General features: G+C 70.0%; 22 protein-coding genes and 1 pseudogene. 11 read left to right on the top strand and 12 right to left on the bottom strand.

Annotated features, from left to right (window positions below):
* Together ABZ795_RS14555 and ABZ795_RS14550 are read right to left on the bottom strand one after the other, a co-directional pair.
* Nucleotides 1-1,476, bottom strand: a complete 1,476-nt coding sequence (locus ABZ795_RS14555) for a tyrosine-type recombinase/integrase (protein WP_357530666.1) — start codon at nucleotides 1,474-1,476, stop codon at nucleotides 1-3.
* Nucleotides 1,473-1,835 (bottom strand): hypothetical protein, encoded by a 363-nt coding sequence (locus ABZ795_RS14550; protein ID WP_357530665.1) that lies wholly within the window; start codon nucleotides 1,833-1,835, stop codon nucleotides 1,473-1,475. Before ABZ795_RS14550 ends, ABZ795_RS14555 begins: the two co-directional genes overlap by 4 nt.
* A gap of 673 nt (nucleotides 1,836-2,508) precedes the next feature.
* On the opposite strand from ABZ795_RS14550, the pseudogene ABZ795_RS14545 reads away from it, so the two are divergent.
* Nucleotides 2,509-2,781, top strand: a pseudogene (locus ABZ795_RS14545) (site-specific integrase); the annotation flags it as partial.
* 115 nt (nucleotides 2,782-2,896) lie between these two features.
* Nucleotides 2,897-3,136: a hypothetical protein gene (locus tag ABZ795_RS14540; protein WP_357530767.1), complete on the top strand. Its 240-nt coding sequence runs from the start codon at nucleotides 2,897-2,899 to the stop codon at nucleotides 3,134-3,136.
* A gap of 109 nt (nucleotides 3,137-3,245) precedes the next feature.
* On the opposite strand, the gene ABZ795_RS14535 is transcribed toward ABZ795_RS14540, so the two are convergent.
* From ABZ795_RS14535 to ABZ795_RS14495, 9 genes are all read right to left on the bottom strand, one after another.
* Entirely contained in the window at nucleotides 3,246-5,864 is a 2,619-nt protein-coding gene (locus ABZ795_RS14535; RefSeq protein WP_357530664.1) for a CHAT domain-containing protein, read from the bottom strand.
* On the bottom strand, nucleotides 5,865-6,074 hold the full coding sequence (locus tag ABZ795_RS14530) for a hypothetical protein (protein WP_357530663.1): 210 nt from the start codon (nucleotides 6,072-6,074) through the stop codon (nucleotides 5,865-5,867).
* Nucleotides 6,074-6,760, bottom strand: a complete 687-nt coding sequence (locus tag ABZ795_RS14525) for an RNA polymerase sigma factor (RefSeq protein WP_357530662.1) — start codon at nucleotides 6,758-6,760, stop codon at nucleotides 6,074-6,076. The genes ABZ795_RS14530 and ABZ795_RS14525 overlap by 1 nt, the downstream gene beginning before the upstream one ends.
* Before the next feature lie 150 nt (nucleotides 6,761-6,910).
* Nucleotides 6,911-7,144 (bottom strand): hypothetical protein, encoded by a 234-nt coding sequence (locus ABZ795_RS14520; protein WP_357530661.1) that lies wholly within the window; start codon nucleotides 7,142-7,144, stop codon nucleotides 6,911-6,913.
* 47 nt (nucleotides 7,145-7,191) lie between these two features.
* Nucleotides 7,192-8,052, bottom strand: coding sequence for a hypothetical protein (locus ABZ795_RS14515; protein WP_357530660.1), 861 nt, complete (start codon nucleotides 8,050-8,052; stop codon nucleotides 7,192-7,194).
* A gap of 298 nt (nucleotides 8,053-8,350) precedes the next feature.
* A complete protein-coding gene (gene dcm / locus ABZ795_RS14510) occupies nucleotides 8,351-8,899 on the bottom strand; it encodes a DNA (cytosine-5-)-methyltransferase (RefSeq protein ID WP_357530659.1) in 549 nt (182 codons plus the stop codon).
* Complete coding sequence (locus tag ABZ795_RS14505) at nucleotides 8,896-9,756, bottom strand: hypothetical protein (protein WP_357530658.1); 861 nt, start codon at nucleotides 9,754-9,756, stop codon at nucleotides 8,896-8,898. The genes dcm and ABZ795_RS14505 overlap by 4 nt, the downstream gene beginning before the upstream one ends.
* Nucleotides 9,753-10,733: a DNA methyltransferase gene (locus ABZ795_RS14500; RefSeq protein WP_357530657.1), complete on the bottom strand. Its 981-nt coding sequence runs from the start codon at nucleotides 10,731-10,733 to the stop codon at nucleotides 9,753-9,755. The genes ABZ795_RS14505 and ABZ795_RS14500 overlap by 4 nt, the downstream gene beginning before the upstream one ends.
* Entirely contained in the window at nucleotides 10,717-11,649 is a 933-nt protein-coding gene (locus ABZ795_RS14495; protein WP_357530656.1) for a hypothetical protein, read from the bottom strand. Before ABZ795_RS14495 ends, ABZ795_RS14500 begins: the two co-directional genes overlap by 17 nt.
* Before the next feature lie 854 nt (nucleotides 11,650-12,503).
* Between ABZ795_RS14495 and ABZ795_RS14490 the strand changes: the two genes are divergently transcribed.
* From ABZ795_RS14490 to ABZ795_RS14460, 7 genes are all read left to right on the top strand, one after another.
* Nucleotides 12,504-13,385 (top strand): hypothetical protein, encoded by an 882-nt coding sequence (locus ABZ795_RS14490; RefSeq protein ID WP_357530655.1) that lies wholly within the window; start codon nucleotides 12,504-12,506, stop codon nucleotides 13,383-13,385.
* Between the two features lie 572 nt (nucleotides 13,386-13,957).
* The gene (locus ABZ795_RS14485; protein ID WP_357530654.1) at nucleotides 13,958-14,329 is read left to right on the top strand and encodes a pilin; all 372 of its coding nucleotides are present in this window, start codon (nucleotides 13,958-13,960) and stop codon (nucleotides 14,327-14,329) included.
* A gap of 5 nt (nucleotides 14,330-14,334) precedes the next feature.
* Nucleotides 14,335-15,240, top strand: a complete 906-nt coding sequence (locus ABZ795_RS14480) for a conjugal transfer protein TrbL family protein (RefSeq protein WP_357530653.1) — start codon at nucleotides 14,335-14,337, stop codon at nucleotides 15,238-15,240.
* 38 nt (nucleotides 15,241-15,278) lie between these two features.
* On the top strand, nucleotides 15,279-16,211 hold the full coding sequence (locus ABZ795_RS14475; RefSeq protein WP_357530753.1) for a PrgI family protein: 933 nt from the start codon (nucleotides 15,279-15,281) through the stop codon (nucleotides 16,209-16,211).
* Nucleotides 16,208-17,989 carry a DUF87 domain-containing protein gene (locus ABZ795_RS14470; protein ID WP_357530652.1) on the top strand — a complete coding sequence of 594 codons (1,782 nt, stop codon included), beginning with the start codon at nucleotides 16,208-16,210 and terminating at the stop codon, nucleotides 17,987-17,989. The genes ABZ795_RS14475 and ABZ795_RS14470 overlap by 4 nt, the downstream gene beginning before the upstream one ends.
* A gap of 101 nt (nucleotides 17,990-18,090) precedes the next feature.
* Nucleotides 18,091-20,493, top strand: a complete 2,403-nt coding sequence (locus tag ABZ795_RS14465; protein WP_357530752.1) for a DUF87 domain-containing protein — start codon at nucleotides 18,091-18,093, stop codon at nucleotides 20,491-20,493.
* A gap of 211 nt (nucleotides 20,494-20,704) precedes the next feature.
* Nucleotides 20,705-21,580, top strand: a complete 876-nt coding sequence (locus ABZ795_RS14460; RefSeq protein WP_357530651.1) for a replication-relaxation family protein — start codon at nucleotides 20,705-20,707, stop codon at nucleotides 21,578-21,580.
* A gap of 67 nt (nucleotides 21,581-21,647) precedes the next feature.
* Here the strand turns inward: ABZ795_RS14460 and ABZ795_RS14455 are convergent, their stop codons facing one another.
* The gene (locus ABZ795_RS14455) at nucleotides 21,648-22,457 is read right to left on the bottom strand and encodes a hypothetical protein (RefSeq protein WP_357530650.1); all 810 of its coding nucleotides are present in this window, start codon (nucleotides 22,455-22,457) and stop codon (nucleotides 21,648-21,650) included.
* A 706-nt stretch (nucleotides 22,458-23,163) separates the two neighbouring features.
* On the opposite strand from ABZ795_RS14455, the gene ABZ795_RS14450 reads away from it, so the two are divergent.
* Together ABZ795_RS14450 and ABZ795_RS14445 are read left to right on the top strand one after the other, a co-directional pair.
* A complete protein-coding gene (locus ABZ795_RS14450; protein ID WP_357530649.1) occupies nucleotides 23,164-23,880 on the top strand; it encodes a hypothetical protein in 717 nt (238 codons plus the stop codon).
* Nucleotides 23,881-23,911: 31 nt separating this feature from the next.
* A complete protein-coding gene (locus ABZ795_RS14445) occupies nucleotides 23,912-24,337 on the top strand; it encodes a hypothetical protein (protein WP_357530648.1) in 426 nt (141 codons plus the stop codon).
* Nucleotides 24,338-24,360 lie beyond the last annotated feature (23 nt).

The raw sequence follows: 24,360 nt of genomic DNA, 5'->3' as shown, positions 1-24,360 counted from the left end.
CTATTGGGTGGTGTCGTCGCGGGGGATGAGGTCGGCGGCGGCATCGGCGGTGCCGCGCTCGAAATCCAGGATGACGCTGGTGTAGGTGTCGGAGGTGAGACCGATGGTGGAGTGCCCGAGGGTCTCTTGGATCTCCTTCATGTCGGCGCCGCCGTGACGCAGGTAGGTAGCAGCGCAGTGGCGCAGGTCGTGGAGCCGTACCGGCGGGAGTCCGGATTTGGTGACGAGGTAGTCGAAGCGGTCGCTGATGGTCTGGGGATGCCACGGCTGACCGTCGGGGCGGACGAAGAACAAGCCGGTGTGGGGCCAGGCGTCGCCGCTGACGGCCTGCCAGCGACGGCGCATGTCGAGATAGTCGCGCAGGACGGCGATGGTCTTCGGACCGAGGGGGACCACCCGGTCACCGGCGTCGCTCTTGACGGGCCGGGTGATGGGGGTGTAGCCGACAGTGGTGATCTGTTGGACGACGGTGAGGTAACCGGCGTCGAGGTCCACGTCGTGATCGCGCAGCCCACACGCCTCGCCGCGGCGCAGCCCTCGATGCAGGATGAGCAGGAACAGGGCGTAGAGGACGATGTCGTGCCGCTCGGTGTGGTCGAGGAACCGTCCGGCTTGCGTGGGCAACCACACCATGACCGGGCTAGGGCGTTTCCCGGTGGCCTGCCAGTGCTCGACGGCCTTGGCGGTCCACACCCGGGCCCTGGGACGGCGGGCGGTGGGTAGTTCGATGCCGAGAGCGGGGTTGGTGGGAATCAGCTTGGCCCGCACGACGGCGTCGTTGAGGGCCTTGCGCAACGTGGCGTAGAGCCGTCGGATGCTGGACGCCTCCATCGGCCGCACGCCCCTGACCTTCGCCCGCACGTCCGGGTCGGCGCTGGCGCGGGCGGCGCGGATGCCGTCCTGCTGGCGGCCGATCGCGGTGAACATGGCCTCGACGTGACTGGTGCGCAGACTCTGAATGGGGATCTTCCCGAGGTGGGGGATCAGATATTGGCGGATGTGGTCGGCATAGCCGCGGATGGTCTTCTCCGCCAGCCCACGCCGTCCCTCCAGCCACGTGGTGAGGTACTCGCCGGTGGTGGTGGGCACACAGGCGGGGACACCAGCGCGGATGCGGGCGGCGATCACGTCGCGCTCGGGCAGTGGGGTGCCGGGCCGGCAGGCGTGCAGCAGGTCCCCGACCTCGACGGCGAGGTGATGATCGCCGTCGGCGAGGTCGAGCAGCGCACGGGCGTGGCGCAGTTCGGCGGTGGCGGCGTCGCGGTCGTCGAACCCGGAACGGCGTAGCTGCCGGCGGGGCTGCGTGGGCCGGATCGGCAGTTCCAGTTGATAGCCCCACACACCATGGGTGGGATGCCAGGAGCCGCCGGGACGGCGTAGTTTCGGGCACCGGCTGCCGAGGCGTTTACCGCTGTCGGGGTCGGCGCAGGTGCAGCGTTTGGTGAGGGCCCCTTCAGGGCTGCGGGCGCGGGTCACGGCTCCTTCTTTCCGTCGCCGCCGCAGTGCGGCGGGTCGACGCTGCTGATTTCGTGGTGGTGATCGACGCTTCGCCCGCCGCCCGTGGTCAAGTCGCCGCAGGAGGGCGGCAGGCCGAGGGCGGTGAGGATCCCGGCGACGGGCACCTTGTAGCGGGCACCGGCGCGGATGACGGGAACGGGGAAATCACCGGTGCGGGCGAGCTCGTACGACAGGGAACGGCCGAGGCCGAAAACGCGGCCGGCGGTGGGCAGATCGGTGATCGCGCCGAGCGCGCGGATACGCGCCTCGGTCCACACGCGTCCACTGCTGCCCGACGTGCGCGACGTTTCGCTGGGATCGGTGTTGTGGCTTGTCACAGTGACTACTCCTGACCTGGATGGGGAAGGAATCGAGCAGCCCTCGACACGGGCGGCTCAGGGCTTATGCGCGGCGACGTGCCGCGTCATCAGGGCGGGTAGTGCTGCTCGCGCATGCGTGGGTAGGACCGGCACCGGCCTCTGCCGGCGGCGTCGCAGGCGGTGCCCGTCGAGGACCACCGTCGTTTGCGGCGGCGGTCAACCCGTCAGCGGGATGGGCGAGGGCTGAGGCGGTAGTCGAGTTGTGGGAAATGGATGTCGGACGTTCTTTCTCACCGATGGGGTGAGCCGGGCCGGTGGCAGCGGGCCGCCAGCCCGGCGAGGACGGTCAGCGGAACAAGGGTGGTTGGGAAGGTGCGACTCGGCTCAGTTCGGGGCGTGCCACCGTTGGCGGCCGATGTGCGCGGCGCCGTGGTCGGTGCGAGGTCGGCTTGGTCGTGACCAGCCCCGGCGCTGGTGGTGGGCGGGTGGCGACGATTCGCCATCCTGCTGCCCGCAGGTTGGCTCCGGACTCACCGTCAACCAGGCATGTAGTCAGTTCACTTGAAACCCCCCTGCTCGTGGTTGACCTGGGGTGCTGGCAGGATGCTGTGCTCGGCGATCCGGCGCGGGGCTGACGTTTGGTCGGCAATCCCGACCTATCTCTGGGAATGGTTGAAAGATCGTTCTTGGGATGAACGCGAGGTGCGGCGTGGCGCTGGCAGTAGTGCGCTCGGTCCGTTCCCCGCGCGAACTCGTGACTGCTCAGAAGACGGATGACTTCGAGCAGGAACTACTCGATCAGTACGTGTTGGCGATGTCGGCCAGCGGCGTCGGTGATGAGCAGGTGGCGAGCCACCGCGCCACGCTGTTCGAGTTCATCCAGATCTTGGAGCGACCGGTATGGACGGCGAAAGCGCCGGACGCAGACCGGTATCTGGCGTGGCTTCGCTCGTCGAAGGAGCAGGCAACCAGCACCCGGTACGTATCGATCGCGCTACGGCAGTTCTACGGCTTCCTGGTGATGCGGTACCGGGGTGACATTCACGCACTGGCCGGGCATGTTGTCGATCAGCCGATCGATGAGTTCAATCGGCCCCCACAAGGCCGTACCACGACGTGCCGCGCGTGCTCCATTGCAGGCAGAGGTAGAAGATCTGTTCGCCCGGTGGCGGGAGTCGCTGCCTGCGGCGCGCAACCGCATCCTCGACGAAGCGCACGCCACCAACGGCGACGTCCGCCGGCTAACCGACCTGCGCATCGCCGCTGGCAACCGCTACGCCGCCACCGCCGACCACTCGGACCTCCCTGACCTGACGTAACTCAGCGGCCGCAAGCGGCGAACGCAGCTTGCGCGGCGCGAGCCCAACGCATGTGGTCCAGCCGACAATCCCCAGCGTGGTGCCCTGGACTGCTCAGCCGGAGCTGGGGTCAGGGGCCAACGTGAATTGTCGACGTCCATAGCAGCGGTGCCTCTGGAAAGCGTGCACGCACCTCCCGGATCGCCGCGTGTAACGCCACGGCCGGATCCTCAGCGCCCCTGACCAGCTCATGGTAGAACCGATCGGATATTGCCCAGGCGATCTTGTCGGGGATCCTCCACGGGTTGGCGATCACGTGTGCGTAGCCGGCGACTTGGAACGCGGTGGCGAGGTTTACCGCCTCGTCGGCGAGAAGGGTGCTGGAAGTGGCGGTTTGGCAGGCGGAGAGGAAGGCGAGTCGCGCGTTCTGAACGTGCACATCCACCAGATCGCGGATGGTGAGCATTCTGTCGTTCAGGCGCAGGCCGCTAGAGGCCGGGTCAGTCGGGTTCGCATAGCCGTGGCAGGCGAAATGCACCCAAGTTTTATCGGGAAGAGCCGCTAGCACGGCCTCGGTCGTCGCAGCCGAGTCGGTGAGAACCGTGCTTGACGGGAAGCGATGCGACACTGCGTTCGCCTCTCGTACGGCCAAGGCCAATGGCACCTCGTCCGCTGCCTGCGTGACCCCGATGGCCAAAACGCGGGGGGAGTCGGAAAGAGAAGACACTGACCGTGCGCGCGCATTGATCAGGGCACCGACTGTCGGGGTGTAGGAGGACACGACGAGGCCGAACACGGTCTGCTTTGGATCGTCGTGACGACCAGCCAGGTGCAGCGGCAGGAAGGCGAGCGGACCCGCTGGGCACCACCACAGGCGAGGTAGCTGTGATTCGACGCCATGCTCGAACCCGAGGTGGTGCAGGACCGGTCCGGCCGTGGTGTCCCATAGCCACGCGAGTAGGTCGCTGATCTGCCCTGCAGTATCGATCACCTGCGCGAAACTGAGGTACCGCTCCTGGACTTCGTCTGGGTCGAGCCCTGGCAGCCGGATCACCTCGATGCCATTCGTGGTCAGCACGATGGCATCCGAGCGGTAACGGCTCACGTTCAGTAGGACGATCGGACCCGCCGAGGCGGCGGCCAGCAAGGTCTCGGCTGACGCGGGACGCAGGAAGTCTTCGAACCCCTGCAGTGCACGAATCTGTTCGATCGTCCGGAGCCATTCGCCGTGCACGCTGCCCCGTCCGGATGCGCGGAGCGCGGCGAAGCGTGCCGCCAGACTCGGCGCGACCATAGCGAGGTCGGCTTGTTCCTTGCTATCGAGCTCAAGTGAATGCCGGAGCAGGACGCCATGCCCGTACTCCCACAGCTCGGCCGCGCGGGCGGTATCGCCGGTCTGCAATGCGCATGCGGCCGCGTCGGAGGCTAGTCCGGCGAAGCGGGCGAGTTGGAACTCGCTGCCATGCCGGACTATCTGGTCGACCGCGCGGAGGGCGGTCGCCAGGGAGTCAACGGCTAGATTCCAGTCGCCGTGCTGGGCGGCGGCTCGGCCGAGGTGGGTGGCGATGAGTGCACGCTGAGCAGGTGCCTCCTCGGTGAACTGCAGAGCTTCGCGGAGGACATGGACGGCTTCCGCAAGCATTGCCCGGTCGTCCAGCGCGGTGGCGCCGGCCAGCAATGACCCGCCAAGGTTGAGGAGTGCGCCGGCTCGCCCCGGATGGCCGGCCGGCAGGATTGCCACGGCCTCACGGCCCGCTTCGACGGCCCCGTCGAGATCGTCGTGGGTACCGTCGCGTTCGTAACGTTCGCGCAGGACCAGCCCTAGGTTGCCGAGCTGGCGGAATAGTTCAGGATGCTCGGGTGCGGTGATCATCACCGCTGACCGCGCGATCTCGACGGCCTCGTCGAGATCCGCGGAATTGGCGGTCGACTCGTAACGAAGACGAAGCGCAAGCCCGAGGTTAGACAGGTGCTGGCCGAAGGCCGGGTCTGTCGCCGAGGCGAATGCAATGGCTTGGCGGTGCAGCGCAACGGCCTGGTCAAGGTCGTTCCTACGGCCGGCGCTCTCGTAACGCGCCTGCAGTGCAAGGCCCAGGTTGGAAAGCCTGGCGGCGCGATCGTGAGCCTTCTCCTCGGATATGGCATCCCGGCCGTAATCGATGGCACGGTCGAGGTCGATGGATCGCCCGGTGGCCCGATACCGAACGAGGTACAGTCCGGAGAGCATCGTCGCCCCCACGGCTCGGGGCGTGTCGACCGTGGGATTGGACACCGCCGCCTCGGCGGCGTCGATGCCCTCGTCGAGGTCGCTGAGCGCACCGGTAGAGGCGTAGCGCCGGTACGACGCGAGGGCGCGCCCCAGCAATGGGGACGAACGGTAATCAGCGAAGGCTGCGGTCGATCCTCGCAATCCCTCTGTGGCGTGTAGCTCGTCCTCCGGCCTCAGATAGGCAAGGACGGCGTCCGGCACCAGATCGGGCCGCAATGACACCAGTTCGCGGAAGACGGCGACAGCTGTCACCAAGTCCTCCCGGTCCTCCGGCTCAGGCAGCAGGAGATAGCGCTGTAGGTGCGCTAGGCCAAGGACGGAGGCGGCCTCGGGGTGGGCGAGGAGTTGCCCGTTCAGCTCCTCGGCGAGGGCGAGCAGATCCGCGAGCGCAGCCGGATGTAGAAGGATCGCCGGATCATGATCCACCGCGAACTGATCCAGCCGCGCACGCAATGAGCTCAGCAACCCGTCGACCGTCATTTACATACCTGAAAAGCGCGCCGGTTCGGCCAGGGCGGATCGCTGCCCGTCGAGCCCAGCCACGACCTCATCGGCCAGTGCGTCAATATCGTGGATCCGCAGCGTCGGAGCTTCCGGGCGCAGCATGGCCTCGAGCTTCAGATCGGTGAGCCGTCGCTTTGCCGAGACGATGGCCTGGACTACGGGGTCGTCATCGTGGGCTGATGCCATCAGTTGTCCTCCCGACCCGGTTCGAGGAACGGCCGAAGTTGGTCCAGCGACTTTCTGATTTCGGAGTCGACGGTGCGCAGAGATACGCCCAGCTGGTCGGCGATCCACCGGCGCGGCTGCCCTTCGACGAACCGGTAGACGATGATCTGCCGCTGCCGGTTCGTCAGGGTCCGGCGCAACAGGTCGTCCAACAGCGTCCAGTCGTGAGGTTGGCCGGGTGGCGTTGGGCGGGCCGCCATCGTCCGCAGGCGCTCTCCTTCCATGCGCTGCCGCCTGAAGACCTTCCACGCCGTCCGACTGGCCACTCTGTAGAGCCAGGCTTCGTGGTCATCCACCTCGGGCAGCTGGTCTTGGACGCGGTAGGCGATGAACAGGGTCCCCTGCGTGATCTCCTCCGCTAGATGCTTGTCTTGGGCGCAGAGTTTCAGCATCTTGCGGAGTAGCACCGGCCGGTGTCGGAGGTAGAAGGAGTCGAAGTCCGTCGCCGGTACAGGCGCTGCCGGAAGGACCTGTTCAATTGTCGCGCCGTCGCCGTCCCACGCCGCCCGCAATGGTGGCGGGATGTCGACCCGCTCCACGACGGCGGCGACATCCCGCAGGACGATCGCGGGATCGCCGAGGGTATCCTCCCCGGTTTGCCCGGTCGCTTCGATTTCGTCGGGGTCTCCGGTATTCCTATCCCGCACTGCCTCACCTCCTGGTCGAGGCCCGCCGCAGCCGACCGGACGACCGGCCACGTCTGTAACAGCAAGCGTGCCGCAAACCGCGGCGGTGCGCCCGCTCGAAACTGAGGAGCGCCGGGCGGGCCGGAACGCGCAACGCCACCCGGCACTCTTCTACGACGTCCTCTGGCACCCGGCCAGGTATAGGCCGACCAAAGCGATCTCCAAGGTCAGGCACGCCCCGAACGTGGTACCAGCCACCGTGAAGATTTCCATCGCGTCGCCGCTCAACACCACCGTGGTCAGGGCCGCGACCGCCGCGACCAACCCCGCAGCGACGACTCCGCATAGCGTCACGATCAGCCAGACCACTAGTGCTTGAGGCCGATCCTCGCTCATCTCCGCCATCTCCGGTCCTCCTCGCTGCCTTCTCACAGGGAAGGAGTACTCAGGACTTAGAAACGCGAAGCACTACGACAAGGAGGACCGGTAGAGCGACGACCCGGAGAACTCGAGCCGGCGTCCTGGAGCTGCCCTGACGGCGGGACTACCGCGTCGACGCTGGCGTCCGGCATCGCGGACAACAACTGAACGGCGTCTCCGGGATACAGCGCGACCGGCCCGGACCGGTGGTACTCGGAACCAGACGGGCCGCCCGGCGGTCGGTGTCTCATGCCGGCAACTCCCAGCGGTGCGGGCACAGCAGCAGCCGGAGCGCGGCTGTGGCCTGCTGCGGGACCCCCGTTGCCGAGCACCCGCAACGCGGCGGTGCGCGGCAATCCGAGCTGCGGGGCGGTCACATGACCGTCGCTGAGGCCCATGAGCCACTCGACGAACGGTGGCGCTAGGACCGGTTTGCCGTGCGTACCGGCCTGGGTGGGCTGCGGGACGGGCCGGCCGAGCAGCAGTTCCCAACGGGCTACCGCCGAGGCGTAGACGCCCCAGCTCTGCTCGTCGAGACGCCCCAGGTTCTGGGGGAGGTCGGCGACGGTGGTGCGCAGGTCCGTGCCGCCGTCGCCGTGCCGTCCAGGACCATTCGCGTCGGACGCGCGGGGGGTGGGCAGCGTACGCCCCGGTACCCGCACCGCCGCCGACGGCAGCGTGAGGTCCCCGTGCGAGCCGCGCTGTCCCGGACAACCTTTCGTGCCGTCAGTGGCCCTCGGGGTGGGCAGCAGCACCTGCGACAGCGGCGGGCGGAATCCTGCGCCGGCCCGCCGTCCCGGGGTGCCGGTGTCACTGGCGCGTGGGGTCGGCAGCAGTGGACCGCTGGTGTTCGCCGACGAGCGGCGGTCGACACTGGTGGGTGTCGGCGGCATTTGGGGATCCGATGGTTCACCGCCGTGGTGTGGCCGGTAGCCGTGGACGGCTGGTTCGAGGCGTGGTCTCCACGTCTCGCGGTGCGTTCCGCTCATGGAGCCGGGGCCGCCGCTGTCGATCGGCGTGGGAGGCAGTTGCCCGGCGACGCCGGCCAGACTCGGCCGGCGGGCCGCCCCCGCCGACGGGGACCGGTTCGACCCGTAGGCCGCGGTGGTGGGTGTGGGGAGCAGGTGGTGGCGAGTACCTCCCGGCTCGACGACATCGGGCAGGCCGTAGTGGTGGCCGGGGCCTTTGCCGTCACGGGCGCAGGGAGTCGGCAAGGTCCGCACCCCCTGCCCGTGGCTCGGGGGTGGCCAGCAGGAACAGGCGGTCTCGGCGGTGGGCGGCGCCGATGTCGGATGCGCGTAGGCATAGCCAGCGTGTGTCGTACCCGATCTCGGCCAGGTCACGGTGGACGACGTCGAAGCCTCGCCGTAGGAGGGCGGCGACGTTCTCCACGAAGAGCAGGCGCGGTCGAAGGACGCGAACGGCTGCGGCGACGTGGGTCCAGACGCTGGAGTGTGCGCCGGTGATGCCGGCCCGCTTGCCGGCGTTGGAGATGTCCTGGCAGGGGAATCCGGCGGTGATGATGTCGACGGGCGTGACCGTCGTCCAGTCGATGGTGCGGATGTCGCCGAGGTTGGCAACGTGCGGCCAGTGGTGGGCCAGGACGGTGGTGGCGTGTCGGTCGGTTTCGGCGTACCAGGTGAGCTGGCCGCCGAGCACCAGCTCGACGGCCAGGTCGAGCCCGCCGTAGCCGGTGCAGAGCGATCCGATGCGCGCGATGGTGGTGTGCGCAACGCTCACGCCACCTCCCCGCGCCCGATGACCGCCGGCGTGTCGTGGGGGCAGGTCCACGGCCCGCAGCCCGGCGTGTCCGCCGGCCGTGGGTGTGGGCGCAGCGTCACCTCGTCGAGGGGCACCCGCTGCCGGTGCAGGAAGAACTGCCCGCGTAGTGGATGGCCGTCGGCGATGGCCCGCGCGCAGCCGTGGCGGATCGCCGCGTCGAACGCGACGGCGTCCGCCCACTCGGTCGGGCTGTGGGTTTTCAGGTCGGCCCAGAAGCGGTCGTCGTGGAACGGGCATCCCACGCACGACGACTTCGGGGTGTCCCCGAGACCTTCCTTGGTGAGGAAACGTAGGCAGTCCTCGCGCCGCCAGCCCAGGTCGAGCAGGGGGAAGACGTTGCGCATGTAGCCGACGTCGGCGTCGCGGGCACGGTGGACTTCGTCGACCGAGATGCCGATGGCCATCTCGGCCACGACGCCGGCAGGCACCCGCCTCGGGTGGGGGTAGCCGAGCCTGCGCCGCACCTCCACCTTGATCGGTTTGATCTTGTACTCGGAGGTGCACTGTCGTCGGGCCATGCCCCGCTCGCCGTTCGGACCGAGGGTGAACAGTGGCATGGACGCGAAGCGGTGTGCCGGGTCGAGCGCGTCGGCCCTGATGTCGCCGGAGCTGACGCGCACGACCTCGATCCCCGCCCGCCGCGCGATGCCGGTCAGGCGGTCCAGGTGCTGGTAGACCGCCGCCGGCTCCCACGACGTGTCAGCGAAGATCGCCGCGTCGAAGGTCGGGATCCGGCCCTGGACGGCGAGTAGCAGGAGGGTGGAGCTCTGCACCCCGGCGCCGAGACTCAGGTATCTGGCTGCGCGTGTGGTCATCCGACCACCCCGCCGCCGGAGTCGGGCGCAGCCCTCGAGATCGGCTGCTTCGCGAGAATCAGGACGTCCTCGTGGGCGATGAGGTGCATCGGCACCCCGCCGGTCCTGGCTTTGCGGACCTGTTGGAGTTGGAAGAACGACGGTCGGGCGACGAGGTGCCCGTCGCGGACGGCGGCGAGGAGCGCGACGCACCGTTCGATGGGGACGAGTCCGGCGCGGATGCCGGCGGCGATGACGGCGCTGGGCAGGTCGACCAGTTCGCCGCGTTTGCGCCACGGGCGGGCGGTGACCACGACGACGCCGCCGGGGCGTAGCAGGGTGGCGCAGCCGGCCAGGATCTGGGTGAACCCGTCGGCGAGGCCGGTCAGGTCGCGGTAGGCGAGGTTGCCTCGGTCCTCGCCGTCGTTGTACCGGTCGTCGTATTTGACGACCCCGTCCGCGCCGGGCCGGACGAGGCCGTGCACCGTGGGCCCGTACGGCGGGGAGGTGACCACGAGTGCCACCTGCCCGGTGAGGGCCTTCGGGACCAGTGACATGAGTCGGGTGGCGTCGCCGCGGATCACCGACGCGCGTCCGGTGGCGCTTTGGTCGTGGGCGTGGCGGATGTTGGCGTCGGCGATGTTGGACCATTGCGGCTCGTACTCGATGCCGAAGGCGTCGCGTCCGGCATGGATGGCTTCGACCAGGGTGGTGCCGATGCCGCACATCGGGTCCAGGACCAGGTCACCGGGCTGGGTGTAGGCGTCGATGGCGTGGGCGGCGATCGCCGGCAGCATCCGGGCCGGGTGTTTGACCGACTCGGGCACGTACCGGCCCCGTCGCTGGATGGGGCCGGTCGTCTGGGCGGTGGTCCAGACGGACAGGCCGTCGGCGCGGTGGCGGCCGTCGTACTCGTGGTGCCGGCCCTGGTAGTCGTCGCTGGGGGTGGGGCTGGCGGTGGGCGTGTTCGGGTCGCGGTGTTCAGGCACGGCGCTCACCGCCCTCGGGGTCGCGGCGCCGCCGCGAGCCGGGCACGGTAGAAGGCTGGGGGGTGAAGACGAGCAGGTCGGCGTGGACCCGGAGGTGGGCGACCTGCCACTGCTCGGGGTTGGCGCGGGCCAGGGTGAGCAGTTCCTCGTCGGTGACGTGGTAGACGAACTGGTCGCCGTCGGTGTCGGCGGCGACCGCGACGATGTGCTGCAGGTAGCCGAGTCCGGCTGCGGAGGCGGCGGCCACGAGGGGGCCGAAGTCCTCCGGCGTGGGCTGGGTGTCGACGGGCACGCCGACGACGAGGACGAGGCAGCCGCCGGGCCGCAACAGCCGCGTACAGGCGGTGAGCAGCCAGGCGAGCCGGACCCGGGCGGTCGTGTCCGTGGCGTGCAGTGGCCAGCAGGCCACCACCAGGCTGGTGGCCGCGTCCAGCGGACCGTCCTCGGGCGGCCGGATGACCGCGGTGGTGTCGATGTCGGGCAGATCGGGGTCGGTGAGGTCGTCGCCGAACCAGTCGGTCAGCTCGGGTGGATCCTGGCCGTCACCGGTGTCCGGCTCACCGGGCGAGGCGACCGGGTTGGTCGCGGTGGTCGCAGGCAGGTCGGGGGTGGCGGGTCCGATGATGAGGCTGGAGTTGTCGGTGAACCAGGCACGGTGGTGCCGGCGCCTGCCCCGGGCGCAGATCGCGGTCAGGGCGTGGTCGGTGCTGAGGTCGACGACGGCCTCCCCGGGCCGGCTGTAGGCGGCCACGAGGCGGTAGGCGAGGCGGGTGGGCAGAGCGGTGTGGGTGTCGGCGCCGGTACGGGCCGTGCGCCAGACCGTGATCGGTACCGGCGGATCGCCGGCGACCAGGTCGATGAGTGCGGAGTCGGCCGGATCGATCGGGCCGGCCGGGTGGTGCGGGTGCGGCGTGTGCTCGCTCATATGGATGTCGGCTCCGCGCCGCGCCGTGAAGCGCTGACACCCCCAAACCGGGCGGTGTGAGCCCTGGCGAACACTTACCGAACTCGCAGCCCCTCACAACCGTCTCCCGCACGCCGCCCCGACCTGGTTGGTGTCACCTCTCGCTGACCGACGGAGCGTGACGACGGTCAACGCCAGCCGCAGGACGCACCCTGAAAACACGGGCGCCCACAGCTTCTGTCAGTCACGTGGAGTTACTGACAGAGGGGCTCGGCAGCGGGACGGCTCGGCCGCGACAGCAGGGCGGTGTCACGTGGACATCGCCTCCGGCTTCGGTCAGCGGGCGTTCCGACCCGACCTCGATGCACGGCTTGTATCCGTGCCCGCAGGCGCGGCTGTCTGAACGCGGCTCCTGTCACCGGCGGGTGTCGGCGGCGGGCGCTCTTTCTCGTCGCCGCTGTGTGGCAGCGGGCCCCTGTCTGTCAGGGTGAGCTGAGGCCAGCGGTGTCGCGGGTGCGCCGTCGCCAGGCTGTCACAGGTTCTCGGACAGCTCTGCGGTGAGCGCCATCGCAGTCGTGTCACAGGCTGCGACTTCGATGGCTGACAGCGTCCCCGGAACGGGTGGTCGCAGGCTCTGTCACCCTGTCACAGGGCAGGTCACGAGGCCGCACCAAATCCCGCTAAATCAACCTCGGTCGATTCCTCGCAGATGGCTGTGCGCTCTGACAGAAGTGGGGCAGCAGGCGACGAGCCGGGGCCCGATCTGCTCTGTCAGTGGCTTGTGAGGCCGCTATGGCGGAATCGATGTCATCGCCCCGCCATGACCGCACTCGGCGGGCGTCATCGATCCCTATCCACTGTCATTGGAGTTTGACATGAGCGTGTCCCACGCGACGGACTGGCCGACGTCCGCCCTTGACACGGCGGCGGACGCCTTCACGGCGCTGACGTGCGAGCCCGACCCATCGCTGGTTCTTGACTGCGCCGCGTTCGACACCGGCACCGGTCTGCCGGGGCGGGTGATGCCGCTGTCCGCGCTGCGGGACTGGCTGCTGCGCCATCCCCGCGCATACACGGCGCGTGACGAGGTGTGGCGGGAGCTGATCCGCCGTGCGCGGCTCGACGGCCCACACTGGGTGGTGGGTGCGGTCGGCATGGCGATGCCGGCGCTGCGGCAGTACGCGGCCCAGTTGTGCCAGGGCTACGACGGGGACCCGGCGGACGTGGACGCCGAGATCCTGACCGGTTTCCTGACGGCGCTACGCGACCGGGTGGACCTGGCCCGGCCTGCCCCGTACGCGAGCCTGTGCAGGGCGGCGTGGCGGGCCGGCCGGGACCTGCGTCGCCAGCAGCGGGAGTACCTGCCGGTGGAGAACATCGAGCACGTCGCTCCTGGTCCCCGTGCTCCCCGGTCCCCGTACGGGCATCCGGACCTGCTGGTCCGCCGCGCGGTGATCCTCGGGATCCTCGATGCGGAGGACGAGCAGGCCTACATCGACGTGCGGCTCGGGTACCGGGCGATCGAGCCCATCGCCGCGGCGAACGGCGTCAGTGTCGACGCGTTGCGGATGCGGCTGTCGCGCATCGACAGCCGCATCGCCGACGCCCTGGCCGATGGGCTGTTGACCGGGGTCGCGTCGTCGGAGACCGTGGCGCACCTGCGGCTGCGTGCGCAGCAGCGCGTTCAGCGGCGGGCAGGCCGCGCTGCGGCTACCCGCCGCGAAACCGCTCGGGAGCACGCCGCGGCAGCCGCCTGACCCTGCCAGCCGAGACGGCTGTGGCCCGACGTTGCACGACGTCGGGCCACAGCCGTTTTGATGCCCGACGACCGTCCTCGGGCCGATGCCTGAGGACGCCAAGGGCGGTGAGCCCGGAGGGCGCTGACCCTGCCGCACCAGACGGTCTTTCGTTCCTGCCTGTTGGTTTTCGCCTCGACCGCGCCCTCGTCTGTGAGGCATCCCCTGACCTGCGTTGTCAGCCCGGTCGGGGCGGTGTGAGCGGGGCAAGTGTTCGTCAGGGATCACAAGACCCGGTTTGGGGGTGCGGGACCTTCTGTCGAGCCGTACCGGCCACCGGTCCCCGCCCGCCGCCGGGCGAGATGAGGAAACCGCGATCCGCGTGCCTCGGGTGCCGCGCCAGTTGATGCGCTGACACCACATTGATGACCGCAACCCACCCATGAGGGAGGACGAGCTCCTCCCGGGCCCACGCGGTTCGCCCGTTTCCTCGCCCACGCCCGGCGGCGGCCCCTTCCCGACCGCTTTTCGAGTGATCGCCACGCCCCTGCGGCACGCCGTTGCGCGCCGGGCGCGGCAGGAGGTGAACCGCAATGTCCCGCACCCCACACCACACTCTTCGAATTCGTCGTCTCGTGCTCCGCGTGGCGGCGCCGTTGGCCGGTGTCGGCCTCGCCCTCGCCCTTCCCCACGCTGCCTTCGCCGATTCCGGCGCCACCGTGCAGCTGGCGGCGAACTCGCTGCCGGTGGTGATCGCCAACCTGCGGGCCTGGATCATGGGGATCCTGGCCGCGATCGCCACCCTCTTCCTCGTCCTGGCCGGCGTGTACTGGGCCACCGCCGGTGGTGACCCGTCGCAGGTCGACAAGGCCAAACTCGCCCTGCGCAACGCCCTGATCGGCTACGGCCTGGCCGTCCTCGCGCCGGTCCTGCTGCAGGTCCTCCAGGGCATCGTCGGGGGCTAGCCCTAGTGACGGCATGGTTCCTCAACCAGGCTCTGGACTGGCTGACCGAGGCGATCCTGGCCTGCCTCGGCGCGATCTTCGACCTGATCACCGGCATCCTGCTCACGACACCGAAGGTCACCGCGCTGCCGCAGGTACAGGCCCTCACCGGCCGGTCGGTATGGATCGTGGACACCGTCTTCGTCCTGGCGTTCGTCGCCGCCGGCGTCCTGGTCATGGTCGCCGGCGGCAACGAACAGTCCCGCTACACCGTCAAGGACCTGCTGCCCCGGCTGGTCGTCGGGTTCACCGCCGCGCACTTCTCCCAACTGATCTGCGCCCAGCTCATCGACCTCGCCAACGCCCTGACCGGCGCGGTCAGCGACGGCAGCCACGACGGCGACGGCGCGTTCGCCGCTGTCGAGGGCCATCTACGGGCGGCGCAGGACCGCGCGGTTCCGTTGCTGTTCCTGGTGCTCGCCCTGGTCATCACCGTGCTGGTCGTGACGACCGCGTTCCAGATGATCGGCCGGTTCGTGACGTTGCTGGTGATGACGGCCATCGCGCCGCTGGCGCTGGCCTGTCACGCGCTACCGGCCACCGACGGCGTCGCGCGGTTGTGGTGGCGTGCCTACGGCGGCTGCCTGGCGATCCCGATCGCGCAGGCGTTCCTGCTCACCGCGGGTGAGCGGATGCTGCTCGACCCTGAGGCCATGCTGCCGGTGTTCGGCCTGCCCGCCGACCCGGGCGGCACGCTGAACCTCCTGGTCGTCGTGGTCCTGCTCTGGACCACCGTCAAGATCCCCGGCCTGATGGCCCGCTGGGCGGGCCAGAGCGGACGCGGCATGAACACCCTCGGCGCGGTCGTCGTGGTCCAGCAACTCGCCCGCGCCGTTCCCGGCCTGAACACCCTCCGCAGGAGCATCAGATGACCCGAGAAGTATCCGACGAACCGCAGACCAGAGCCCGGATGCCCGCCGACGTCGACGCCCCCGACAAGGTCGCCTACGGGCTGACGTTCCACCAACTGGCGATCGTCTCCGCCGCCGCGCTCGTCTTCTACGGCCTGTGGCGGACGCTGCACGACATCGTCGCCACGCCGGTCCTCATCGGCGCCGGGGTGGTGATCGGCGGCCTGGCCTGCGGCCTCGCGCTCGGCCGCCGCGACGGCCTGGCACTGGACGTGTGGCTGCTGCAGGCGCTACGCCACACCCGCACCCCCCGGTCGCTGACCACCACCCCCAGCCCCACCGACAACGGCGGCGTACCGGACTGGGTGCAGGCCCCCGTGACCGGGCGGCAGCCGTTGCCGGCGCCGTTGCGGCTGCCCGCCGACGCCATCGACGACGACGGACAGATCAGCCTCGGCGACGGCCGGGCGGCGATCGTCGGCACCACCACCGTGAACCTCGCGCTGCGCACCCCGGCGGAGCAGGCGGCGCTGATCGACGGCTGGGGGCGGTGGCTCAACAGCCTGTCCACCCCGGTGCAGATCGTCGTGTCCGCACAGCCGGTCGACCTGGCCTCGCACAGCCGGACCCTCGCGGACGCCGCGGCCACCCAACCGCATCCGCGGCTGGGGGCGGCGTGCGCTGACCACGCCGACTTCCTCGCCGACCTCGCCGAACGCCGCGACCCGCTGCGTCGGCAGGTCCTCATCACCACCCGCACTCCCGCCGGCGAGTACGGGCACCACGCCGCGCGGCGGCACGCCGACGACACCGTTCGCGCGCTGTCCGGCCTCGGCGTCACCCCACGCGTCCTGGACGGCCCGGCGGTCACCGCCGCCCTCACCTGCGCCGCCGACCCGTACCGGCCGCCGCGCCCGGGTGGCCTGGCCGCCCCCGACGCCGTCATCACCGCCGCCCCCACACCCACCCGAATGAAGAGGAAACCGTCATGATCATCAAAAGACGTCGCGACACCCGCGAGCACACCGCACGGAGTTCGGTGGCGTCGGCGGTCGCGCCGGCCACCGTCGAGGTCACACCCCGCTGGCTGCGTGTCGGCGACGGGTACGCCGCGACTCTGATCGTGACCGGCTACCCGGCCGAGGTCGGCGCCGCCTGGTTGGAACCACTGCTGTCCTGGCCCGGCCGCCTCGACCTCACCTTGCACATCGAGCCGCTGCCGGCGCCGGTCGCCGCCGACCGGCTCCGCAAGCAGCGGGCCCGCCTGGAGTCCTCCCGCCGGGCTGACGCCGACCGCGGCAAGCTCGCCGACCCCTACGTCGACGCCGCCGCCCACGACGCCGAACACCTCGCCGAACGACTCGCCAGAGGCGCGGCGAAACTGTTCCGCGTCGGCCTGTACCTGACCGTGCACGCCCGCACCGAAACGGAACTGACGCAGGCGTGCGCCCAGGTGCGGGCAGCCGCCGCGTCCACCCTGCTCGACGTGCAGCCGGCGACCTGGCGGCAACTGGCCGGCTGGACCACCACTCTGCCCCTGGCCGCAGACGGGCTGCGGATGCCGCGCACCATGGACACCCAGGCCCTCGCCGCCGCGTTCCCCCTGGCCAGCCCGGACCTACCCGCCCCGCTACCCGGCGACCCACCGACCACCGGCGGTGTCCTCTACGGCATCAACCCCGCCAGTCACGGCATCGTGTGGTGGGACCGGTGGGCGCAGGAGAACCACAACTGCGTCGTCCTGGCCCGCTCCGGAGCGGGCAAGTCGTACTTCGTGAAACTGGAGATCCTGCGCAACCTCTACCAGGACGTGCAGGTCGCGGTCGTGGACCCCGAGGACGAATACCCGCGCCTCGCCGACGCGGTCGGCGGCAGCGTCGTCCGGCTGGGCGCACCCGGCGTGAAGATCAACCCCCTCGACCTGCCCGCCGGCGACCGCCGCCCCGACACACTGACCCGACGCGGGCTGTTCCTGCACACCCTCATCGCCGTCCTGCTCGGCCACCAGCCGCCACCAGCGGAACGCGCCGCCCTCGACCGGGCCATCCTCACCGTCTACCGGCAGGCCGGCATCACCGCCGACCCGGCCACCCATCACCGGCCCGCCCCGCTGCTACGCGACCTCGCGCAGACGCTGCACGGCGACGACGACCCGGCGGCCGCGACGCTGGCCGCCCGTCTCGCGCCGTGGGTGCAGGGCACCTTCGCTGACCTGTTCGACGGCCCCACCACCCAGACACCTACCGGGCACCTGGTCGTGTGGTCACTACGGCACCTGCCCGACGAACTGCGCACCGTCGGCACCCTGCTCGCCCTCGACGCGATCTGGCGCACCGTCGACGCCCCCGCACGGCCGTCGCAGCGCAGGCTCGTGGTGGTCGACGAGGCGTGGCTGCTGATGCGCGACGGCGAAGGTGCCCGCTTCCTGTTCCGCATGTCCAAGGCGGCACGCAAGCGCAACGCCGGGCTGACCGTCATCACCCAGGACGCCGCCGACGTGCTCGGCACCGACCTCGGCCAGGCGGTGGTGTCCAACGCCGCCACCCAGGTGCTGCTACGACAGGCACCGCAAGCCATCGACGCCGTCGCCGAAGCGTTCGGCCTCACCGGCGGCGAACGGCGGCTGCTGCTGTCGGCCCGCCGCGGCCACGGCCTGCTGATCTCCGGAGTGAGCCGGACCAGCTTCGAGTCGATCTCCTCGACCGCCGAGCACGCCCTGTGTACCACCGATCCCGCCGAGCTGGCCGACAGCGAAGAGGAGGACCTGTGACAGGCCTAATCGCAGCCGTCGGATCGACGCCACCCCTACCGAGCCCCACGTTCGGGCCGGGCGCCGACCCTATTGCGCCACCTACCGGCCCCGGAGAAGTCCTGGTCGACGCCGCCTCGTGGGCCGCGCAGCGGCCGTGGCTGGCCGCCGTCGCCGCCGTGGCGCTGGTGCTCTCGGTGATGGCCCGGAACCTGGTCGCGATCTGGCGGCACCGCCACCACGCCCATAACGCCCGCCTGGTGACGATCGCGCCGCCGCCCGAGGTCGACCCACGCAGCGCCGCCGCCCTGTGGGCCAACCTCACCGGCGTGCTGACCCCGTCACGACGGCGGCGCCTGCTCTACGGGACCCCGCACGTGGTGTGGCAGTACACCTGGTCCGGCCGCCAACTACTCATCTCGATCTGGGTGCCCGGCACCGTCCCGCGCGGGGCGGTCGAGGCGGCGGTGCGGGCCGCGTGGCCCGGCTCGGCCACCACCACCGACGACAACCCGCCTCCGCCGATTCCGCTGGACGCGCATCCCGCCGCCGGTGGGCACCTGCTGCCCGTCTACGCGGAGTGGCTGCCCCTTGCCGTCGACCACGACACCGACCCGCTGCGCCCGCTGATATCCGCGGGCTCGCAACTCAAACCCGGCGAGTACGCCTGCGTGCAGATCCTCGCCCGACCCGCCACACCCCGGCGGGCGGCACGCGCCCGCCGCGTCGCCGGCCGGATGCGGGCCGGCAAGACCGCCGTCCCAACAGTCAACCCGGCCGCGCCGCTGCTGTGGTTGTTGGAGGCGTTCCTGCCCGGCAGCGGCCCGACCGGCCGGAGCGCGGCGCCGCCCGGTCGGCGGGATCCCACCATCGAGCGCGACGTCCGGGCGATCCTGGACAAGACCGCCCACCCGCTGTGGACCACCGGCATCCGGTACGCCGTCGCCACCACCAACCACCGGCCCGGCGCCGACCCACGCGGCCGGCTGCGCGGCATCGCCGACACCCTCGCCTCGGCCTTCGCCATCCATACCGGCCGCAACCGCCTTACCCACCGCACCCGTATGCGAACACCCGTAAGCGTCCTCGCCGCCCGCCGCCTCGGCGCAGGTTTCCTCACCTCCGCCCCGGAACTCGCCGCACTCGCCGCCCTACCGCAGGACCTCGCCGTGCCCGGCCTGGACCGGGCACGGGCCGCCTCCATGCCCGCGCCGGTCGCCGTCCCCGGCGGCGGGCGTGGGGTGAAGATGCTCGGCGACGCCGAAATCGGCGGCCACAGCGTCGGACTGTCGGTGCCCGATGCGAGGTATCACCTGCATGTGATCGGCTCCACCGGCTCCGGCAAGACCACCCTGCTGGTCAACCTCGCCGTCGACGACATCAAAGCCGGCCGCGGCACCGTCGTCATCGACCCCCACGGCGATCTCGTCCTGGACATCCTCGACCGGCTCCCCTCCACCGTCGCCGACCGCGTCGTCCTGTTCGACCCCGACCAGGACAACCCACCCACGTTGAACCCGCTTGAAGGCGACGACCCCGACCTGGTCGTCGACAACCTCGTCAGCATCTTCGGCAACATCTTCGCCAAAGCGTGGGGCCCCCGGATGGACGACGTCATGCGGGTCGCCTGCCTCACCCTGCTACGCCACCACAACGTGACCCTGCAACACATCCCCCCACTGCTCAACAGCCCACAGTTCCGGTCCGCGATGACCGTGGACCTCGACGACCCGGCCGGGCTCAGCGGTTTCTGGCAGTGGTACGACAGCCTCAACGACAGCCTCCGCTCGCAGGTCATCGGCCCGGTCCTCGCCCGGCTGCGCGCGTTCTTGCTCCGCGACTTCGTCAAACGCACCATGCGCTACCCGAAATCCAGCTTCGACATGGGCCGCGTGCTCGACGGCGGAGTGCTGCTCGTCCGGATCCCCAAGGGCGTGCTCGGCGAGGACACCAGCCGCCTACTCGGCTCCCTGATCCTCGCCCAGGTATGGCAGGCCGCCACCGCCCGCGCCGGCATCGCACCCGAGAAGCGCCGCGACGCCAGCCTCATCATCGACGAGGCCCAGAACTTCCTGACCCTGGCCAACAGCCTCGACACGATGCTCGCCGAGGCACGCAAGTACCGGCTCTCCCTCGTCCTCGCCCACCAGGACCTGGCCCAGTTCCCCCGCGACCTGCTCGCCGCCGCCTCCGCCAACGCCCGCAACAAGGTGTACTTCACCTGCGCACCCGAAGACGCCAAACTGCTGTCCCGACACACCCTCCCTGAACTGAGCGAGCACGACCTCGCCCACCTCGACGCCTACACCGCCGCCGCACGCCTGGTCGTCAACGGCCGCCAAACACCGGCGTTCACCATGAAAACCCGACCACCGAAACCAGTCGTCGGGGAGGCGACCGCCATCCGGCAGGCCGCCGCAGCAGCAGTACCCGCCCAGGACACCAGCGCCGTCGACGAACTCGTCGAACGACTCAGCCGCAAACCCGACCAACGGCGCACCCGCCCGAAGTCCGGCCCCGCCTGACCGCCTCCGCCGAGTCCGGCGGCGTCCTCTGGGTCGCGTAGCGGCTCGTCACCGGGCTCGTCGCTGGTGACCGCCGAACACCTTCTCAGCAGTGCTGACCTGGGCTGTCAGTGCCGCACACAGCCCCTGACAGACCCCGCACACCGCGCCCAGCCCCGCCAGACACCCTCCCGATCGGGAGGGAAACCCATCCTGCCTAGGAGTAAACCCCGTGTGCTCCCGCGTCCCGCCGGCCGCCAGCAAACCGGACCCACTCGCGGTCTTCGGCCGTATCGTCCCCCGCGACCACGCCCTCCTCGCGCTGCTCGCCGAGCACTACCTGCTGTCCACCCACCAGATCACCAACGCCTTCTTCGACAACCGCCGCACCGCCCAACGCCGACTCACGATCCTGCACCGCCTCGACGTACTGCACCGCTTCGGCCGCAGCAACCACAACGGCCGCTACGGATCCCTGCTCTACACCCTCGGCCCCGTCGGGCTGCAACTACACCCCACCGCCTACCACGACCCGAACGGCACCGGCGGCAAACCGCCCCGCAGCTCCCTGGAACGCGCCAAACGCATCGCCGCCAGCGGCCAGGTCAACCACCTCCTCGGCGTCAACCAGTTCTTCACCGACCTCATCGCCACCGCCCGCCGCCGCGCCGACGCCGACCTGTCGCGCTGGTGGTCCGAGCAGCACGCCACCACCGTCTACGCCCAAGCCCGCATCCGCCCCGACGGGCACGGCATCTGGACGAGCTCAGGTACGTCGACCGGCTTCTTCCTGGAACACGACAACGACACCGAGAACCTGGCACGGGTCGTGGCCAAGCTACGCGGCTACGAGCGCCTCACCGCCTTCGGTCCCCGCTACCCCGTGCTGTTCTGGGTGCCCAGCCGGCGCCGCGAGGCCAGCCTGCTCGGCGTGCTCGCCGGACTGCGCAGCGCCAGCCCGATCGCCACCGCCGTGCACGGCCCCGACCCGGCCGGCAAGGTCTGGACGCTCGTGTCGGATCCCACCCACCGGCGGTACCTGCACGAGCTGCCCTCCGACCACGGACCCGACACGGTCACCAACCCGCAGCGCTTCGACGACCTGTAGAAGGTGTCCTGGTGAAGCCGGTTTGCGGGGTAGGCCGTGCTGGGTGAGGGCCTGGTGGTCAGCCGTTCTATCTCCGGTACAGCACACCGCTGCTAAACCACTGCACGAGGGTGGCGGCCAGGTGCACGGCAGCCTCGGCTTCGGCCTGAGTCTGTCGGCGGGAATTGGGGCTGCCAGCGTGGCGCGACTGACCCTGCCAGAGCAGCTTGAGCATTTCGATCAATCGGTCAGGGCTGGCGGGCTGTCCGCTGGAGTCGCTGATGACCATCGCCCACTGGGCGGCCTGGTTGCTCAGGTCTGCGATAACGGTGCCGAGGGTGCGCCGCGGGTTGTTCGGGCAAATCAGCGGGCATGCGATGGCCTCGACAGCAAGCACGGCCTCGTCGTACGCCTTGTCTGGGTCCGGATTCCGGCCGTAGGCGGCGTCCCAGGCGATACGCAAGTGGTCCGCCGTGTCCGACGTGGTGGTGCGGACGGCGGTGACGACGGCAGTGGTTACGGTGGCTTCGACGCGTCGCTCCAAGCCGTTCTGGTCAGCGTTGATCCGCCATCCGGCACCGCCGTTCGTGAGAAGGTCGTTCAGCTCGTTCACCAAATGGCCCGGCTCAAGCCAATGGGCAAGCAGTGCGTCGATGACGTCGAGAAGTTGTTCATCGGTGAACTTGATTGGCGGCGGAAGGTCATCAATGCGCAGCCGGTACTGGAGGATGTTTCGCAGCCGGGTCCACTCCCCATAGCGATCGTCTGGGTAGCAGTCGTTAACCCAGTCCTGGAGCACGCCGTGCAGGTACGGCGGCAGCCCGTCGTGGACGGTGGTGTCGGGGCCGACGCCAGCAACACGGCGACTCAGCGGCACCCAGGCGGAGATTCCGGTCACGGCGGGAACGCTACGCCGCCGGACGTGCGAGGGCGAGAGGATAACCGGACAATCCGGCCGCGCTCTGTCCGAATCCGGCCCCATGGGAACAGCAGATCAATTGGGTTGCGGCTAATGGCCGCCGCCACGCGGACAAGCGTTCGGTGCCGAGATTTCTGGGAGTCGGCGGCAACTACCGCCGGTACGGCGTGGGGAGGCTCCGAGCCTGACGCGTGATCACAATGCCAACTATCGCTGGGATGCGCAGCAGGCCAGCGGCGCTGATTGGCCAGACCGACTGCCTCGACGCAGGTAGACCACCGTCGGTAGCTGTCAGCAATAAGAACCGTCTGTGAGAGTCGCGGAATCTCACAGCGTCCGCGCCGACGACGGCTCACCCTCAGCCGAACTCTCACAGCGCAGGTAAATCCGCCTTCCGGCGATCGGTTCCCCGGATCGGCCTGACAGATCGGGCCGCTACCGTTCACGGCACTAACAGCACCTCATATATCTCCACCCCGGTTCGGTCCCACCTCGGAACCACCGCCGCACCTACCCCGGTGCGCTACGCCCACCCGCCTATCAGGGCCGGTCGGCGTCGTGCCGCGCGGCGACCCCGAGGTCGCACCCAGCCACCTCTCGCACCGCACCTTCCCGCAACCGACCCATGCACCCGGTGGGCCGGTCATCTCCGCGCGCCCTGACGCGCTCACCGAAGGAGGCCCCCATGGGCAAGATTCCCCGCAAGGTCACCCCCACCGTGGCGGTGAAGCCGAAGGCCATGATCCGCACGATGATCCTCTGCGTTCCGGGCGAGTTGTCTCGCGAGGCGCTGACCGCGCACCAGCTCGACCGCAATTTCGGTGTCCAGGGCACCCTGTCGCCCCGTTTCTGGGCCAGCACGGCTCTGCACCGGTGGCAGCACCGGCAGATGATCAGCCTGCGTAAGGGGCGTCCCGCCTCCTGCGCCGGTGGACCGGTACGGCTGCTCGACCTGGACGGCATGCTCCAGGCCGCGGCCATGGGGGCGGGTATCCGCCACCAGCTTTTCAGCCGCGTCGTGCACGGCACCCGCAACGCCGTCCCGTGGCACGTCTACGAGGCCCGCCACCTGGCGGACTCGCAGACGTATCCGTGGGACAAGGCCGTGGCGGACTTCAACAACCAGCCCCGGGTGAACGCGATCCGGATGCACAACGCCGCCACGTACGGTGCCGGGCGGATCGCCCTGGCCGAGGTGGAGATGTACCAGGCCGGCTACATGGCCTACCAGCACTACAGCGCGCTGACCGCGGTCGCGGGAGACGCGCTGATCACCGTCGAGGGAGCGACGCTGGCCCCGGCCAGCGACGCCATGGCCGACCGGGTGACCTACCTCGAACAGGCCAACCGCCTGTTCGCCGCCCTCGACCCCGACCAGCGACTGCTTGCAGTCGCGCTCTGACCCCGCCGGGACAGGAAGGAGACAAGCCCTGATGGGTCGCGTCATGTTCCTGCTCGACGAGGTCGAGCGACTCGCCGACGCCTGCGTGCGCGCCCAGCGCCGCGAGGTACCCCCTCCGGTGCCACCGGCGCTGTGGGTCATGCACGACGAGTTCGGTCGGATCTATTTGACCGGCAACAGCATCTACGCGGGCGAGAACCATCGCCTGCGGCCTGTCACCTACAGCCTGCTGGGCTGGCAGGAGACTCCGGTGTTGGCCGGCGAGCTCACCGGCAGGCGGTACCGACGGCTGTATCCGGGCCGTCTCGGCGACATCCCGCTACACGAGCCGGAGCACCACCTGCTGCACCTCATCCAGTCCGGCGTGGACGCCGGCTGGCACACCTTCGTCGTCGATCACGTCGGCGACAGGGTCATCGCCGGTGTCGGCCGCGGGCGCTTCCACACCCCGCACTGACACCGCACCGAACCGATCGGGCC

It is taken from the genome of Micromonospora sp. NPDC047134, assembly GCF_040643455.1.
In the GTDB taxonomy this organism is placed as follows: Bacteria; Actinomycetota; Actinomycetes; order Mycobacteriales; family Micromonosporaceae; genus Micromonospora.
This window is presented reverse-complemented; position numbering and strand designations above follow the sequence as displayed.